Below are 15,004 nucleotides of genomic sequence, written 5' to 3'. Positions count from 1 at the left end.
TGGCGGTCCGGGGGAAGCAAAGCGAATCTTCGGGGCGGGTCGTGGCATTGACGGTCGGCCGGGATGGACGGCAGATGGGGCGATGAACACGCATGACGCCCCTTCTGTTCTGCCCCCCGCGGATCGCGCGGTGGCGGTGGTGGCGGAAGACTTGGCCGGGATGCGGTCGCAGGCGTTCGGGCTGGCGGCGCGGGCCGGACTGGAGCCGTTTTTCTGCCCTGTGCGGGCGCGGGGCCTGTGGGGCCGGGTGCCGGCCGCATGGTGGCCGGCACCGTTGCGGGCCGTCGATCCGCTGGATGCTGGGGCGGCGGGGCTGGTCTTCAGCGTCGGCGGGACCGGGGGGGCCGTGGGGGCTGCGTTGCGGGCGCGCACGCGGCGGGTAGTGCAGATCCAGAACCCGCGCATGCGGCTGGACCGCTTCGATCTGGTCATTGCCAACCGGCATGATGAAATCAGTGGTTCTAACGTGCTGCTTTCGCGCACCGCGCTGCATGGGGTCTCGCCCGAGCGGCTGGCGGCGGCGCGGGCGGTGTGGTTGCCGCGTCTGGCCCATCTGCCGCGCCCGTTGGTGGCCGTGCTGCTGGGTGGTTCCAACGGGCGGTTCCGGCTGGATGAGGCGGTTGCGGCCAGGTTGGCGGGGCAGTTGGCGGACATGATGCGCCGTGACGGAGTCGGGGTGGCGGTGACGCCGTCGCGGCGGACGGGTGTAGGGGTGTGCCGGATCATACGCGAGGCGCTGGCCCCTCTGGGGGGCTGGGTGTGGGACATGCAGGGCGAAAATCCGTATCTGGGGTTGCTGGCCTGCGCCGATGCGGTGGTGGTGACGCAGGACAGTGTCTCGATGGTGTCCGAGGCCGTGGCGGGGACCGCGCCGGTGATGGTTGTCGATCTGCCGGGACGGTCGCGGCGGATCGGGCTGTTTCTGCGGGAACTGGCGTCGGCCGGGCGCATCCGCCGCTTTTCGGGGCGGATGGAAGCGTGGCCGGTGGGGCCGCTGGACGATACGATCGAGGTGGCGGAGACGATGCGTCGGCGGTTGGGGCTGGGCTGAGGTTCTGCCCCGCACCCGGTGTCCGCAACCTGTCGAAACGGTATGATTTCTGGGGACCGGATTATGCGGTATGGAATCTCCATGCTGGACATCCATACCTATGACGCCCAGGCGGGCGGCAATGTTCTCTACAAGGCGCTGGCGCATCCGCTGGCGGCCGAGGCGCTGGCGGGATTGGCGGCTTCGGTTCGCGCCGCCGGGCCGGTGGCGGTGTATGACGCCGAGGGCATGTTCGCCATGGTGCTGGCGCTCTGCCCCGGTGCCCTCGATGGAGTGTCCGGCCTGGGCGTGATCGAAGGCGTGTATGTCCATGATACGCAGCGCGTCGGCCGGCCCACGGCGGCCGGTCCCGCGCGGGCGCTGGCGGATCTGCCCCTTGCATCGGTCGGGGCGGTGCTGGTCGTCAGTTTCGATGGTGCGCGGGTACGCGACCGGATCGCGCATCTGCTGCCCGACGGGGCGCGGGTTTTCGCTCTGGACGGCGTGCGGTTGCCCGATGCCTTGCTGACCGTGCCGGAGCGGTATCTCGACCGGCTGAATTTCGCGACCAATCATGCCTTTTTCCGCGATGCGGAGGGATTGTCGACCCGTCTGGTCACGGCGAATTACTGGGCGCGCTATGGGGCGGCGGACGTGCGGCTGTGGCTGCGGCTGTTCGGGGCGCGGGGCGAGGTGCTGGCCAGTTGGGAAGAGGCCGTACCCGACGGTGAAAGTGCGATCGTGATCGACAGTCGCGCGGTGCGCGCGCGGTTCGGCCTGCCGCCCTTCGTCGGGCAGTTGTTCGTGCATGCCATCGGCGTGGCCGGGCACGACGTGGTGAAATATGCGCTGGATACCTATGGCACCGGCGATAATCCGAGCCTGTCGGTGACGCACGACGCCAATGCCTGGCCATCGGACCGCTATGCCAACCTGCCGGCCCCGGATGTGGGCGAAGAGGTGGTGCTATGGGTGCAGAACAGCCACGCGGTGTCGATTCCGGCCGGTGCGATGGCGCTCAACCGCATGGGGGACGAGCGGCAGGTGCCGATCCTGCGTGGAATCGGCCCCTATGAAACGGTGGCGATTCCTGTGGCCGAGTGTCTGCCCGACCTGCGCTGGCCGGCGCAGATCGAGCTTCGGTCGGGGCGGTATCTGGTGCGGCCGCGCTACGAGGTCACGCAGGCCGCGCGGACGCGCATCGCCCATCTGAACGTGGAGCGCGCGGATCTGCGCCCCGATCCGGGGATTGCGGAGTTGCCGCCGAGTCTGGGACGGGGGTATCTGCTGCCGTTCCCGATTCTGGACCCGGCGCGGTTTCGTACGGTGGTCCAGCCTTCGCCCATGGCCGAATCGCAGGTGACCTTGCCGCTGCGGCTGGACTGTTTCGATACCGAGGGGCGGTTGACCGGCCGGAAATTCCTCGGCTGCCTGCGGCGCGACCATGACCTGGCGCAGGATGTGGCGGAACTGGGCGTGCCCGAGGGGCATGGGGAACTGGTCTATGATTTCCGCGATGGCGGCGAGGCAGATGGCTGGCTGCATGCGCTGATCCGTTTTACCGCCCGGGAGGGCGGCCATGCGGCCGAGACCAGTTTCGGGGCCCATATCTTCAATACCGTCATGACCTATCGCGGTGAGCCGCAATCCTATTCCGGGCCGCCGCCGGGGCTGACCACGCGGCTGTTCCTGAAGGGAGGGAACGGGCTGGGCGAGGCGTTCTGCTGCCTGATCTATCCTGCCTCGGCCGCCTGGCGGCCGTGGTCGCGAACCGTGCTGAGCCTGCATGACGGGCAGGGGCAGGCGGTAGCGAAGGCGGATCTGGAGATTGCCTGTTCGGGATCGGCGATGGTCTGGCCGCATCGCCTGTTCGGCGCGGCGGCGATCGAGCGTGCAGGGATGGGGGGGTATGTCATGATCCGCGACGTGACGTGCCGGCTGTTCGGCTATCACGGCGTGATGCGGGCCGATGGCGCCTTCTCGCTGGACCATATGTTCGGGTTTTGAAGAATGTGTGACGGGGTGTCTTGCAGCCCGGAGGGAGATCCATTAAGAGGTCCCCACCGGGCACGGATGGGTGCGTAGCTCAGCGGTAGAGCATCGCCTTCACACGGCGGGGGTCACAGGTTCAATCCCTGTCGCACCCACCATCCGACCGGAAAAATCCTGTTTAAATTCTGCGATCTAGAATTGAGTTCAATACGCCCGTCGTGCCGCATCAGCCGCGGACGTGCGTTTGGCGTCGCGATTTTTCTTGACACTTAAAAGTGATCTGAGCCATCAAAATCGGGTTGCAGCGTTTCGTTTGAACGGCTGCTTCTTGGACGTTTCCTCCCTAAACTTGGCGGTGCTTCGGCACCGTCTTTTTTTTGTCCGGGCCTCTTGGCCGATCCCTGATGATCGGCCTCTACTGAACCGATCGGCATTGAAGGTGGATCATGGCGGGACTTTTTGACGGACTGGTGAACAAGCTGACGGAACTGGCGGACAGCACGGGTCTGACCGATCAGGTGCATCAGCATCTGGCCGACCTGACGTCGGCCAACGGTATTTCGACCTTGCTGGCGCAGGCCGAGCAGGCCGGGCTGGGGGACAAGGTGCGGTCGTGGATCGGTACCGGCGAGAACCTGCCGGTGTCGCCCGACCAGTTGCGTTCGATTCTCTCGAACCAGCAGGTGCAGGCGCTGGTCGACAAGACGGGCCTGCCGGCGGCGACGATCCTGCCGGCGCTGGCGCAGTTTCTGCCGGCTGCCGTCGATCATCAGACGCCGGGCGGCACGCCTCCTACCGCCTGAGCGCGCCTGCGCGCGCTTTCCGCGTCAGCCCGTCCGGATGCCGGACGGGTGGGGCAGGTCGGTGGCGACGCCGGCCAGCGTGCGCAGCAGTGCGGTCATGACGGCGCGGATGTCGCCGAATCCGGTGTTCGGCGTCAGGCTGTTTTCATCCATGTAGAGCCCGCGGCGGATTTCGACCTGGAGCGCGTGGCACCCTGTTGCGGGCCTGCCGTAATGGCGCGTGACGTAACCCCCGGCATAGGGGGCGTTGCGGTTGGTCCGGAACCCGCAGGACCGTAGGCAGGTCTCGGCTGCCTCGGTGAGGGCGGCCGCGCAGGACGATCCCCAGGCATCACCCAGCACAAAATCCGGCATGTCGTAAGCGCGCAGGCCGGTGCTGGGCATCGAGTGACAGTCGACCAGCACGCAGGCGCCATGGGCCGCGACCTGGGCCGCGATCAGGGCCGACAGGGCGGCGTGATAGGGAGCCCAGAAGCGGGCGATTCGGTCCGTTGCCTCCCGAAGCGGCAACCGGGTGCGGTAGATGGGCGCGCCGGCTGCGGAGATGCGGGGAATGACGCCGAGGCCCGCGCGGACCCTCGGCGTGATGGTCGTGCGCTCGGGGGGCATGGGCTCGGTAAACATCGTGGGGTCGAGTTCGTCCGAATCGCGATTCACGTCGCAATAGATGCGCGGGAAGGTGGCGTGGATCATGTGGGCGCCGACGCCGGGGGCGCCGGCCAGCAACGCGTCGACGCGGAAATCCTCGCTGTGGCGCAGGAGCGTGCGGTCCAGGCGCGCCAGGGTGAGGAAATCCTGCGGATAGGCGTGCCCGGAATGGGGGGAGGCGACGACCAGGGGCACGCCCGCGATCATGGGTGGCACCAGCACGAATGGGCTGAGGGGCGATTCCGATGTCGTGCCCGACATCGTCTCCGATTCAGGGGAAACCGGGGAGTCCGTGTGCGTCACGTGCGGCCATCCGGCGCGGTGAGAAGGATATTATCCTTCTTTTTTAATTTGTTAGCCAAAATGGTCACTGGCTCGTCATTTTTTCCGTACGGATGGGTTGCGCAACGCCGGTTGCCCGGCTAGAAGCCTGTTCACCGAACGGATGGGCGCATAGCTCAGCGGTAGAGCACTACCTTGACATGGTAGGGGTCACAGGTTCAATCCCTGTTGCGCCCACCATCCTTCGGGCTCCTTTTTCTGAAAAAAAGAATATAGATCGTCTGAAAAGACGAACGTCGCGTGAGCGGGCCGCGAAAGCGGCGCGTGGGGCGGGTGTGTTTTCAAACGCTTTCCGATCGGGTGGCCGAGGCGTCCAGCGCTGCTTGCAGCATGTAGGCGGCCGCCAGTTTGTCCACCAGTTCGGCGCGGCGCTGGCGGGTGAGGTCGGCGTCCTGGATCAGCATGCGGTTGACGGCGCTGGAGGACAGGCGTTCGTCCCACATCGCGGCGGGCAGACCGACCAGGGCCGACAGGTTCAGCATCCAGTCATGTGCGGCCTGGGCCGCCGGGCCGAAGCTGCCATCCATCGACAGCGGCAGGCCGCAGACCAGGCCCCCGACGTCCTCACGCGCCGCGATCTTGCCGATTTCGGCGGCGAGGGCGCCCAGCTTGCCGCGTTTGAGCGTGCCGTAGGACGAGGCCAGCATCAGAAGCGGGTCCGACAGGGCGAGGCCGATCGTCTTCTGGCCGGGGTCGATGCCCAGCAGGCGTTGGCCGCGGCCCAACTGGGCGCGGATCTGGTGCATGTTGAACAGGGGCATGGTCTGGGTCTATGGTCCGCGCGGTGTCCTGACCGGCAGGATATTCCCCCCAGATGATAATGGAAAGTTGTGCTTCATGTCGCTTGACCCCGCGACGGTCCGACGTATCGCCAGATTGGCACGGATCGGTATCGACGAGTCCGACCTGCCCGCCCTTCAGCGGGAACTGAACGGCATTCTCGGCTGGATCGAGCAATTGAACGAAGTCGATATCGACGGTGTCGAACCCATGGTCGGCACCGGACACGCTGCCTTGCGCATGCGCGAGGATGTGGTGACCGATGGCGATGCGCGCGATGCCGTGCTGTCGAACGCGCCCGATGCGGCGGGGCCGTACTATACCGTGCCGAAGGTGGTGGAATGATGCTGACCGAACTCACGATCGCCGGTGCCCAGGGGGGGCTGCGTCGCCGCGAATTCTCCGCCACGGAACTGGTGGGGGCGCATGTCGCGGCCATCGAGCGGCTGAACGGGCGGCTGAATGCCTTTATCACCGTCACGTCCGACCTGGCGCTGGATGCGGCGCGGCGGGCCGATGCGATCCTGGCCGGTGGCGAGGATGCGCCGGCGTTGACTGGAATCCCGCTGGGGATCAAGGACCTGTTCTGCACCGATGGCGTGCGGACGACGGCTGCCAGTCGGATGCTGGAAGCGTTCGTGCCGCCCTATGAAAGCACGGTGACGGCGAACCTTCTGGCCGATGGCGCGGTCTTTGTGGGCAAGACCAACCTGGACGAGTTCGCCATGGGCTCGGCCAACATCACCTCGGCCTTCGGTTCGGTGGAGAATCCGTGGAAGCGGGCGGGGGATGAGGAGACCGTGCTCGTGCCCGGCGGGTCGTCCGGCGGGTCGGCGGCGGCGGTGGCCGCGCGGCTGGCCATGGGGGCGACCGGGACTGATACGGGCGGGTCGATCCGCCAGCCTGCCTCCTATTGCGGCATCGCGGGCATCAAGCCGACCTACGGGCGGTGCAGCCGCTGGGGGACGATTGCCTTCGCCAGTTCGCTGGATCAGGCCGGGCCGATGGCGCGTACGGTCGAGGACTGCGCCATCCTGCTGCAGTCCATGGCCGGTTTCGACGTGCGGGACAGCACCAGCGTGGATATCGCGGTGCCGGATTATCGTGCGGCCTGCGGCCGGTCGCTGAAGGGTATGAAGGTGGGTATTCCCGCCGAATATCGTGTGGCGGGCATGCCTGCCGAGGTCGAGGCGGCGTGGGAGCAGGGCATCGCGTGGCTGCGTGACGCGGGATGCGAGATCGTCGAGGTTTCGCTGCCCTACACGAAATACGGTCTGGCGACCTATTACATCGTGGCGCCGGCGGAATGTTCGTCGAACCTTGCGCGCTATGACGGTGTGCGATTCGGCCGCCGGGTGCCCGGTGAGTCGCTGGATGCGCTGTATGAGGCGACCCGGCGGGAAGGGTTCGGGGCCGAGGTGCGGCGCCGTATCCTGATGGGGACCTATGTGCTGTCGGCCGGTTATTATGACGCCTATTATCTGCGGGCGCAGAAAGTGCGGAACCTGATCCGCAAGGATTTCGAAAATGCGTTCCGGACGGTGGACGTGCTGCTGACGCCGACCGCGCCGTCGCCCGCCTTCGCGCAGGGCGAGAAGATGGATGATCCGGTGCAGATGTATCTGAACGACGTGTTTACCGTGCCGGCCAGCATGGCCGGCGTGCCGGCGATGTCGGTGCCCGCCGGGTTGAGCGCATCCGGCTTGCCGCTGGGCTTGCAGGTGATCGGCCGGTCGTTCGACGAGGAATCGGTTTTCGCGGCGGCCAGTGCCTTGGAGCGGGCGGCGGGCTTCACGCATCGTCCGGCCGTGCGCGCGGAGGTGGTGTGATGACCTATCTGATCGAAGGGCGCGACGGCCCGTGGGAACTGGTGGTGGGGCTGGAAGTCCATGCCCAGGTCATCAGCCAGTCCAAGTTGTTCTCGGGGGCTTCGGCCTCGTACGGTGGTGAGCCGAACACGCATGTCAGCCTGGTCGATGCCGGGTTTCCGGGCATGCTGCCGGTCATCAACCGGGAGTGCGTGGCGCAGGCCGTGCGCACCGGGCTGGGGCTGAAGGCACGGGTGAATCTGGAAAGTCGGTTTGACCGCAAGAATTATTTCTATGCGGACCTGCCGACGGGTTACCAGATCAGCCAGTTTACGCATCCGATCATCGGTGAGGGTGCGGTGGAGATCGAACTGGCTGACGGTTCGACCCGCGTGATCGGTATTACCCGTCTGCATCTGGAACAGGATGCCGGCAAGTCGATGCATGATCAGGACCCTGCGCGTTCGTTCATCGACCTGAACCGGGCGGGTGTGGCGCTGATGGAGATCGTCAGCGAGCCTGATATTCGCTCGCCGGAGGAAGCGGGGGCGTATCTGCGCAAGTTGCGCATGATCCTGCGGTATCTGGGCACCTGCGACGGCAATATGGAAGAGGGCTCGATGCGTGCCGACGTGAACGTGTCGGTGCGCAAGGCGGGTGAGCCGTTCCGGACGCGCTGCGAGATCAAGAACGTCAATTCGATCCGCTATGTCATGCAGGCGATCGAGGTCGAGGCCGTGCGGCAGGTTGAGATCTGGGAAAATGGCGGTTCGGTCGATCAGGAAACGCGCCTGTTCGACCCGGCGCGTTCCGAGACGCGGTCGCTGCGCAGCAAGGAAGATGCGCATGATTATCGCTACTTCCCCGACCCCGACCTGCTGCCGCTGGTGATCGAGGAGGCGTGGGTTCAGGGCTTGGCCGCGCATCTGCCGGAACTGCCGGATGCGAAGCGCCAGCGTTTCCAGGATGAATATGGCATTCCGCGCTATGACGCGGGGGTGCTGGTGGCGGAACAGGCGACGGCCGATTTCTATGAGACGGTGGCGCGCGGGCGTGATCCGCGGCTGGCGGCGAACTGGGTGATCGGCGATTTTTTCGCGGCCCTGAACCGCACCGGTCGCACGATTCAGGATAGTCCGATCAGTGCGGATGCGCTGGGCGGAATGCTGGACCTGATCACCGATGGCACCATCAACGGCAAGATTGCCAAGGATGTGTTCGAGGAGATGCTGGAGACCGGTGAGTCGGCGGCGGATATCGTCGAGCGCAAGGGGCTGCGGCAGGTGACCGATACGGGGGCGATCGACGCTGCCGTGCAGGCGGTGCTGGACAAGAACCCTGACAAGCTGGCGGAATATCGCGGTGGTAAGGACAAGCTGTTCGGCTTTTTCGTCGGGCAGGTCATGAAGGCGATGGCCGGTAAAGGGAATCCGGCGCTGGTGAACGAGGCGCTGAAGAAAGTGCTGTAATCGCCGGGGAACCGGCGGTTTGGGGTTTGACGGCGCTGTGGTGACAGTCTACAAGCAGCGCTGCAAACGCCGTGTTAACAAACACGCTCCTCGGCGGAGGGGTGGCCGAGTGGCTGAAGGCGGCGGTTTGCTAAACCGTTGTACGGTGTCAAGCCGTACCGTGGGTTCGAATCCCATCCCCTCCGCCAACACTTCCCATTTTCCTATTGTAAATCAGGGCCTTAGCGAAGGACGTAGGTATTCTACCCCTCTTGCTATCCCTCTTAGAAACCGCGCTGCCCAGATACAGCGATGAGCAGCGGGGCATATCCACGCGCCGAAAGCTCTCTCAACGCAGCCGCTCGATTGGCCACCGCCGGCCGAGAATGTCCGGGTCATCCCGGTTCAGTAATCCACTCCGCCACGCCTTGATGGTGCGAGCATGTACCCCGGGCATGATGGCTGAAGCTGTATGTGCCATCACCGCACCTCGCCACAGCACCCACGGGCACCTGTCCGGTGAGGGAACGCGCCGGCGAATGCACCAGTTCACGATTCGAGTTCACATAGTGTCCATGGCCGGCAAGCTGCTGCTCTTGGGGTTCAGTCTGAGGCGCATGGTAGCCGGTCTGATCGAAGCCGAATGCCGGCACGCCGCCGAATAGCACGGGCGTGATAACGCCGATCGCGAACAAGATGCGTTTCATTCGTTGCTCCAGGCGGTGAAGGGCAGGGGGCCGACCGCGCTGCACCCTTGCTCCTGACACAATCGACCGTTAAGCGGCGGCGATGTCCAGACTGCCGATTCTCGCGCCCTTTCTCATCGCTCTTCCGCTTTTTGCTCATGCCTCGCCTTCGTGCCCTCAGTTCGGCGTCCAGGGGCAACTGCCCGCGCTAGTCCACCAGCAGTTCCCCGGCCGCACGACCCCGCTATGCAACGGCAGCTATGCGTTACTGGATGCGGACGCGACTCGAGCCCCGCTCTGGTCGGCCGAGCACCTGACGCGAGATGAGGTGAAGGCAGCCGAGCGCCTGAAGCGGCACGGGCAATTCCATGAAGACACGCGGCTACCGATCGAAGCGCGATCCGAGCTTGAGGACTATCGCCGGTCCGGCTTCGATCGCGGGCACATGACGCCCAGTGGCGACGCGCCCACCGAAGCCCTGCAGGCCGAGACCTTCGCCCTCTCGAACGTCGTCCCGCAGACCAACGCCCTGAACAGCGGCCCCTGGTCTCACATTGAGCAGATGGTGCGGAACCTCGCGCTCCGGGACGGCGAGGTCTATGTCGTCACCGGGCCCGCTTATCATTCGTCGGTCATCGCGACGATCGGGCCAGACCATGTGAAGGTGCCTACCTCGACCTGGAAGGCCGTCTATGACCCCAAGACGGGTGGTGCCGGGGTCTATGTCTGCCGCAACGAGATGCGATCCCCGCCCTGCAGCCAGGTCACGGTAGCGACGCTCATCCGGGTGACGGGGGTCGATCCGTTCCCGGCTCTTTCGGCTGATGTGAAGGCGCGTCCCTATCGGCTCCCAGACGGGCGGCACCGCCAGATGAACGAAAGCGCTTTCCCGTAGATCGCAGCGGTCTCAGTTTCACGCGGACCCGGCTTGTCCGGCCCCTCGCGCGCGGAGCATCGAGCGACCGGTAATAGCCAAGGCGACTTCATTGACGATGGCGGCGCTGATCTGATCGAGCGGAAGCCCTTGTCCAAGCATCGACGCCAAGCCGTCGCGGGCTTTTTCTCTCAGTAGCTCCATGAACTCCACCTCGTTGTGGCCACCGACCGCGGCGATCTCCGCAAGGTGCTTGCCGACGCTATAATTGGGGCTTCCCGGCTGGCCCGACATGGCCGCACACAATTCTTCCATGGTGCTGGCGTCACGAATCGCATTATCCTGATCATATGACATGGGTAGGCGGTATCCTCTTCGTTGCTTGGTGCATCTGGTGGGTGCGTGGGTCGATCTGGCCAGCGCTGATGGTGCCTCTGGCATGCACGATGTTTGAATGGGCGTCCTACACTGACTTTGGGGATAGACCGCACTTTGACCCGCCAGAGTTCCTGGCACTTCTCGTTATCTTCTCGATATGCGCCTTCATCCCCCACCTTCTCGCCCGGCGGCGCGCCCGACAGATCGAGCGCACCTTGCACGGCGTCAGTTTCCTCGCCTCGCGGGATTGAGCAGCATATTGTCCAAGGCGTCGTAAGTCGCCGACTGGGTGTTCGCCAGCCGGCCGGCCACACGCCGCGACGCCCCGGCGGCCAGAGCATTCCCCAGCATCGTCCCGACGGCTCCGCCCTCAATGCCGCCGGTCAGCGCGCCGCCGAGGCCCACACCGGCCGCGCCCGCCAACTTCCCGGCGATGCCCTGCGCCATATCCGCAACGCGCCCGCTGGTCGTCAGGTTGATGTTGGTGTCTGACCCGCGCGCCTTTCCGATGTCGATGCGTGACGCCAGCCTCATGTCGTCGCGCAGGGTCTCCAGGGCCTTCAACTGCTCGTCCGTCACGCTGTCAGCCTCGCGATAGCCCGGCTTGCCCTTCTCGCGCCGGATCGCCTTCAGCAGCGTGTCCAGTTGCCCCAACCGCACATTGCCCTGCGTGTCTGTCAGGTTGCGCGATTGCAGGAACCGCATGGCATCGATTGGACGGGACAGTTCCTCGTATCGCTGGGCGTAAGCCTTGAAGCCTGGAGCACCTTCCTCGATCGCATCCGTGATCGTCGGCTTGAGGTCCATAAGCTGAGAGGCTGCGGCATGCCCGCTTTGCGCCGTTCCACGTGCCGCCGGGGAGATGATGTCGCCCATGTATTTCCGGACGTTCCACAGATGCTCCGGCAGTGCATTCCCGTCTTTGTCGGCCACGGCGCCGATCTGCTTCAGAACGCCGATCAATGGCGCCCGCACCGTGTCGCGCCCTCGATTGTCATCAATCAGGCGTGCGAGATGCTGGCGGATCGGCGTCACATCGACCGGCTGCTGATTCCCGAATGCTGCGTTGCGGTGCTCGGCCTCGATCGCGCTGCGGGCCGCCTCCGACGCCTGCAACTGGTCTTCCGTTCCGATCACGTCTCGCGCGAAGGCATTGCGTGCTTCGCTGTTCTGCTGCTCGAGGGCCGTGAATGGCGACGGGTTTGCAGCGCGGCGGACGCGCTCCAGTTGCGCCAGGCCGGCATTCCCCGTGGCCTGCGACGCGGTAAGCTGTACGCCGGGGATCTTGGACTGCACCAGAGCGACAGGGCCACCCTTCTGGTAATCGGACCAGATCCGGCCGGCCAGCTTGTCGGCATCCTTCGGCGACGTGAACAATCCCAGCTTCACGGCCTCGGGTGCTGGGTTCGATGGCGGCGGTGCCGACGAAGCGCGCCCCGCACTGGCAGCAGAAGGAGGCGCCACCGGCGTCTCGCCGGGGATTGCTGCCCCCTCATCCACCGGGATCTCCGCTGCCTCAGGAGCAAGGTGGTTCAGGGCGCGCGTGCCCATCGACGAAGCACGCCCCGCAACAGCGCGCGCACCTCGGGCTGCCATGGGCAACCCCGCTCCCAGCGCACCGCCAAGCGCAGCACCGGTCAGCGGGTCGCCGCCTGTCAGCGCATTTGCTGCTGCGCCTTGGGCTGCACCACTGGTCGCCCGCGTCAGCAGGCCACCACCACCCGTAAGTGCATTCGTCCCCGCCTGGATGATCCGTCCGGCCGTGCCGCCCGCGGCACCCGCCAGTGCGCCACCTCCTGCGCCGATCGCCCCGGCGCCCAGTTCCGTCGCGGCACCGGCCAGCAGAGCATTCGTGAGAAAGCGGCCCGCTTCGTTCGCCGTCGCACCGGAACCGTCACGCTCGGCCACCGACTGGTCCGCTCGATCCAGGCCCGCGCGCCGGGCCTGAAGATCAAGTGCCGTTCCCTTCAGCAGCCCATGGACGCCGGGGATATGGTCAACAGCCTCGACGCCAACACGCATCAGTTGGTTGCGCGCAGCATGATCCATGTCCTGCGCGAACTGCGCCATGTTACCGTACCATGATCCCTGGTGGGCCCGCGCTTCGGCGGGAATGGCGGACGCGGTCTCGTGCCCGAACATCCCCTCGAATGCGCTCTCCTTCGGCTCTTGATGCGTGCTGCTGTCGTGATCAGTGCCGAACATGCTGCCGAACGCGTCCTGGGTCGCCGGCGCCCTCTGCTTCGGACCGGATGCACCCGGCCGCGCATCTGTTCCTGGCCCGGCAAAAGGGTCATCGGCCGGCGCCTTGAGGGCGGCATATCGGTCGGCCACCTTGTGCGGATAAGCCATGGTCTCGTCGTTTCCCCATTTCGACCGGTCCGTGCCGCCGTTGTAGGCGCGCAGGGCGTCGGGAAGGTTTCCATACCGGTCCAGGTTCTCACGTAGGACACGCGCACCACCGTAGATCGACTGCACCGGGTCGCGCGGATCGATGCCAACCGCCTGGGCTGTGGCTGGCATGATCTGCATATGTCCGACCGCGCCGGCCCGGCTGCGTGCGGCTGGGTCGCCAGATGGATCTTCCACCTGGTGGACGGCGCGCAGGATGTCAGGATCTACGCCCCAATACTGGCCAGCGCGCTCGTAATGCCTGTCGAGATCATCGGCCACTCGGCACCAGCCCGGCAGCGGCCATGCGGTTGTAGGTCTGCTTGAACTCGTCCAGTTGCCCGCTTTCGCGCATGCCGTCGAACTTCTTCTTTCGCTCTGCCGGCGTCATACGCAGAATCTGGAACGCACGCGGGTCGAAACCCTGGCTGAACTGCTGATCCCATGCCTGGTATTGCGCTGCCGGCAGACCCGACGCGCGCCATGCCTGAGCCTTGGCATTGAGGGCGTCCTCATTGCCCATCAACTCATGGATCATCAGTTGGTTGGTTGCCCCCTGAAGGCGGCTGTTCGGGTTCGCGTGCTCGGCGGCTGACAGGCGAGCATCGGAACTCCCGAGCGCTTGCGACTGGGCGTTCGCAAGCTGTTGAGCCCACTTGTTGAAGGCCTGGGCTGAATCCACGTCGCTGGTATCGATCGGCATCCCCCAATTGGCAGCGAACGCCTTCAAGGCGCGCCATTTTTCATGGCCGGGGCCGCTAGTGAATCCATCCAGATCCGTCGCCATATTCCCCAGCATCCCGAGCCGGTCATTCCGACTGGCAGCGGCCGACATCAGGGCATTCGCGCCCCTGGCGCCCGCTTCGGCCGTGGCGCGCTGCGCCTCGATCTGTCCTGCGGGCGGACCAGCGGAGAAGCCGGCCGACTGCGCGTCGGTTCCTGCACCCGAGAAATCGTTCTGGCTGCCCGGATAACGGCCGCTCCCCATCACATCGAGCGGGACGGTGGGCTTATTGGTAGTATCCACATACCCACCCTGACCGTTCGCTTGAGCAACTTGCGCCCGCGTGCCGATCTTCGGGTTTCCACCTGCGTCATTATACGGCTGCAGTGCGGTGGCCTCTCCAGGCGACAGCGTCTTGGCAATCGGCGCGCCCTGATTGACGCCACCCTGGCCGCTGGCCGGAGAACCGACGTTCTGCCACTGGAGATGGCCACCAACATCAACGAGCTGCATTGAGCCGAAAGCGTCCGCGGACTGCCCGGCGCCCGGCATGAGGCTGTCCATCAAGCCACGGACAGAGGTGCGGATACCCTTGCTGTCCGCCGGAAGTGACGAATAGACCTTTTGCGCCGTGCTGAGGTCGATCGTCCCCGTAGCAACCCCAACGCCGAGTTGCCGCGCAACGTCGGCCTTTGTCACGTCAGGATTGTTCATGAGCGGGGCGGCCAACCCGGCAATGTGCCCAGCCCGAGCGGCCTGCAACTGGGTCTGAGCCCGATCGTTTCCGATCTGCTGGGCCTGCTGGCTGCGGATCTGGGTCACGGTATCCGGCAGCGCATACGACCCTTGATCTGAGGAAGACATTTCTTTCTGAATGCCCATCAGATCGTATTTGCCGCTCAGGGGATTGTAATTATCGGCATAGGCCTTGCCGCGCGCCCGAGCGCCTGCCAACGCCAGGGCATTCTGTTCATAAGCGAGTGCAGTGTTTTTGATGCTCTGCACTGCCGCAATGTTCTGAAGCTGATTGGTCTGGGGTTGTACGACGCCCTGCCCAATCCCCATCAAGGCATTGGCATTGAAATCATATTGGCTCATCA

Annotated in this window: 13 protein-coding genes and 3 tRNA genes; 10 read left to right on the top strand and 6 right to left on the bottom strand. The window is 65.3% G+C overall.

The window, feature by feature from the left end:
- The first annotated feature begins 82 nt into the window (after nucleotides 1-82).
- The 4 genes from C7453_RS08795 to C7453_RS08780 all read left to right on the top strand — a co-directional run bounded on the left by C7453_RS08795 (nucleotide 83) and on the right by C7453_RS08780 (nucleotide 3,825).
- A complete protein-coding gene (locus C7453_RS08795) occupies nucleotides 83-1,051 on the top strand; it encodes a mitochondrial fission ELM1 family protein (protein ID WP_114727181.1) in 969 nt (322 codons plus the stop codon).
- Nucleotides 1,052-1,132: 81 nt separating this feature from the next.
- Nucleotides 1,133-3,037 carry a hypothetical protein gene (locus C7453_RS08790; RefSeq protein ID WP_114727180.1) on the top strand — a complete coding sequence of 635 codons (1,905 nt, stop codon included), beginning with the start codon at nucleotides 1,133-1,135 and terminating at the stop codon, nucleotides 3,035-3,037.
- Between the two features lie 68 nt (nucleotides 3,038-3,105).
- Nucleotides 3,106-3,180 (top strand) — tRNA-Val (locus C7453_RS08785).
- A 288-nt stretch (nucleotides 3,181-3,468) separates the two neighbouring features.
- Nucleotides 3,469-3,825 (top strand): YidB family protein, encoded by a 357-nt coding sequence (locus C7453_RS08780; protein WP_114727179.1) that lies wholly within the window; start codon nucleotides 3,469-3,471, stop codon nucleotides 3,823-3,825.
- Between the two features lie 24 nt (nucleotides 3,826-3,849).
- Here C7453_RS08780 and C7453_RS08775 read toward each other — a convergent pair whose 3' ends face one another.
- Nucleotides 3,850-4,776 (bottom strand): N-formylglutamate amidohydrolase, encoded by a 927-nt coding sequence (locus C7453_RS08775; protein ID WP_245948936.1) that lies wholly within the window; start codon nucleotides 4,774-4,776, stop codon nucleotides 3,850-3,852.
- Nucleotides 4,777-4,920: 144 nt separating this feature from the next.
- Here C7453_RS08775 and C7453_RS08770 point away from each other — a divergent pair.
- Nucleotides 4,921-4,995, top strand: a tRNA-Val gene (locus tag C7453_RS08770).
- A 101-nt stretch (nucleotides 4,996-5,096) separates the two neighbouring features.
- On the opposite strand, the gene ruvX is transcribed toward C7453_RS08770, so the two are convergent.
- A complete protein-coding gene (gene ruvX, locus C7453_RS08765) occupies nucleotides 5,097-5,576 on the bottom strand; it encodes a Holliday junction resolvase RuvX (RefSeq protein ID WP_114727177.1) in 480 nt (159 codons plus the stop codon).
- A 76-nt stretch (nucleotides 5,577-5,652) separates the two neighbouring features.
- Between ruvX and gatC the strand changes: the two genes are divergently transcribed.
- The 4 genes from gatC (at nucleotide 5,653) to C7453_RS08745 (ending at nucleotide 9,060) form a co-directional block, all read left to right on the top strand.
- Nucleotides 5,653-5,940, top strand: a complete 288-nt coding sequence (gene gatC / locus C7453_RS08760) for an Asp-tRNA(Asn)/Glu-tRNA(Gln) amidotransferase subunit GatC (protein ID WP_114727176.1) — start codon at nucleotides 5,653-5,655, stop codon at nucleotides 5,938-5,940.
- On the top strand, nucleotides 5,937-7,424 hold the full coding sequence (gatA, locus tag C7453_RS08755) for an Asp-tRNA(Asn)/Glu-tRNA(Gln) amidotransferase subunit GatA (protein ID WP_174787983.1): 1,488 nt from the start codon (nucleotides 5,937-5,939) through the stop codon (nucleotides 7,422-7,424). Before gatC ends, gatA begins: the two co-directional genes overlap by 4 nt.
- Nucleotides 7,424-8,872, top strand: coding sequence for an Asp-tRNA(Asn)/Glu-tRNA(Gln) amidotransferase subunit GatB (gene gatB / locus C7453_RS08750; RefSeq protein ID WP_114727175.1), 1,449 nt, complete (start codon nucleotides 7,424-7,426; stop codon nucleotides 8,870-8,872). Before gatA ends, gatB begins: the two co-directional genes overlap by 1 nt.
- Before the next feature lie 95 nt (nucleotides 8,873-8,967).
- A tRNA-Ser gene (locus C7453_RS08745) sits at nucleotides 8,968-9,060 on the top strand.
- A 186-nt stretch (nucleotides 9,061-9,246) separates the two neighbouring features.
- Here C7453_RS08745 and C7453_RS08740 read toward each other — a convergent pair.
- On the bottom strand, nucleotides 9,247-9,558 hold the full coding sequence (locus C7453_RS08740; protein WP_114727174.1) for a DUF3761 domain-containing protein: 312 nt from the start codon (nucleotides 9,556-9,558) through the stop codon (nucleotides 9,247-9,249).
- 82 nt (nucleotides 9,559-9,640) lie between these two features.
- On the opposite strand from C7453_RS08740, the gene C7453_RS08735 reads away from it, so the two are divergent.
- Nucleotides 9,641-10,432, top strand: coding sequence for a DNA/RNA non-specific endonuclease (locus C7453_RS08735; RefSeq protein ID WP_114727173.1), 792 nt, complete (start codon nucleotides 9,641-9,643; stop codon nucleotides 10,430-10,432).
- Between the two features lie 18 nt (nucleotides 10,433-10,450).
- Here the strand turns inward: C7453_RS08735 and C7453_RS08730 are convergent, their stop codons facing one another.
- The 3 genes from C7453_RS08730 to C7453_RS08715 form a co-directional block, all read right to left on the bottom strand.
- Nucleotides 10,451-10,768, bottom strand: coding sequence for a hypothetical protein (locus C7453_RS08730; protein WP_141288962.1), 318 nt, complete (start codon nucleotides 10,766-10,768; stop codon nucleotides 10,451-10,453).
- A 246-nt stretch (nucleotides 10,769-11,014) separates the two neighbouring features.
- Nucleotides 11,015-13,462 carry a lytic transglycosylase domain-containing protein gene (locus C7453_RS08720; protein ID WP_114727170.1) on the bottom strand — a complete coding sequence of 816 codons (2,448 nt, stop codon included), beginning with the start codon at nucleotides 13,460-13,462 and terminating at the stop codon, nucleotides 11,015-11,017.
- Nucleotides 13,452-15,002 carry a hypothetical protein gene (locus C7453_RS08715; RefSeq protein WP_114727169.1) on the bottom strand — a complete coding sequence of 517 codons (1,551 nt, stop codon included), beginning with the start codon at nucleotides 15,000-15,002 and terminating at the stop codon, nucleotides 13,452-13,454. Before C7453_RS08715 ends, C7453_RS08720 begins: the two co-directional genes overlap by 11 nt.
- Nucleotides 15,003-15,004: the final 2 nt, after the last annotated feature.

Origin of the sequence: Gluconacetobacter liquefaciens, from assembly GCF_003350405.1 — a bacterium.
GTDB classification, from domain to species: domain Bacteria; phylum Pseudomonadota; class Alphaproteobacteria; order Acetobacterales; family Acetobacteraceae; genus Gluconacetobacter; species Gluconacetobacter liquefaciens.
The sequence above is the reverse complement of the archived record's forward strand: the minus strand, read 5'-3'. Positions and strand labels throughout refer to the sequence as shown.

Excerpts from the sequence above, each read along its gene's own strand:
- C7453_RS08795 (WP_114727181.1), top strand. The coding sequence starts at position 83 with ATGAACACGCATGACGCCCCTTCTGTTCTGCCCCCCGCGGATCGCGCG.
- C7453_RS08790 (WP_114727180.1), top strand. The coding sequence starts at position 1,133 with ATGCTGGACATCCATACCTATGACGCCCAGGCGGGCGGCAATGTTCTC.
- C7453_RS08780 (WP_114727179.1), top strand. The coding sequence starts at position 3,469 with ATGGCGGGACTTTTTGACGGACTGGTGAACAAGCTGACGGAACTGGCG.
- ruvX (WP_114727177.1), bottom strand. The coding sequence starts at position 5,576 with ATGCCCCTGTTCAACATGCACCAGATCCGCGCCCAGTTGGGCCGCGGC.
- gatC (WP_114727176.1), top strand. The coding sequence starts at position 5,653 with ATGTCGCTTGACCCCGCGACGGTCCGACGTATCGCCAGATTGGCACGG.
- gatA (WP_174787983.1), top strand. The coding sequence starts at position 5,937 with ATGATGCTGACCGAACTCACGATCGCCGGTGCCCAGGGGGGGCTGCGT.
- gatB (WP_114727175.1), top strand. The coding sequence starts at position 7,424 with ATGACCTATCTGATCGAAGGGCGCGACGGCCCGTGGGAACTGGTGGTG.
- C7453_RS08740 (WP_114727174.1), bottom strand. The coding sequence starts at position 9,558 with ATGAAACGCATCTTGTTCGCGATCGGCGTTATCACGCCCGTGCTATTC.
- C7453_RS08735 (WP_114727173.1), top strand. The coding sequence starts at position 9,641 with ATGTCCAGACTGCCGATTCTCGCGCCCTTTCTCATCGCTCTTCCGCTT.
- C7453_RS08730 (WP_141288962.1), bottom strand. The coding sequence starts at position 10,768 with ATGTCATATGATCAGGATAATGCGATTCGTGACGCCAGCACCATGGAA.
- C7453_RS08715 (WP_114727169.1), bottom strand. The coding sequence starts at position 15,002 with ATGAGCCAATATGATTTCAATGCCAATGCCTTGATGGGGATTGGGCAG.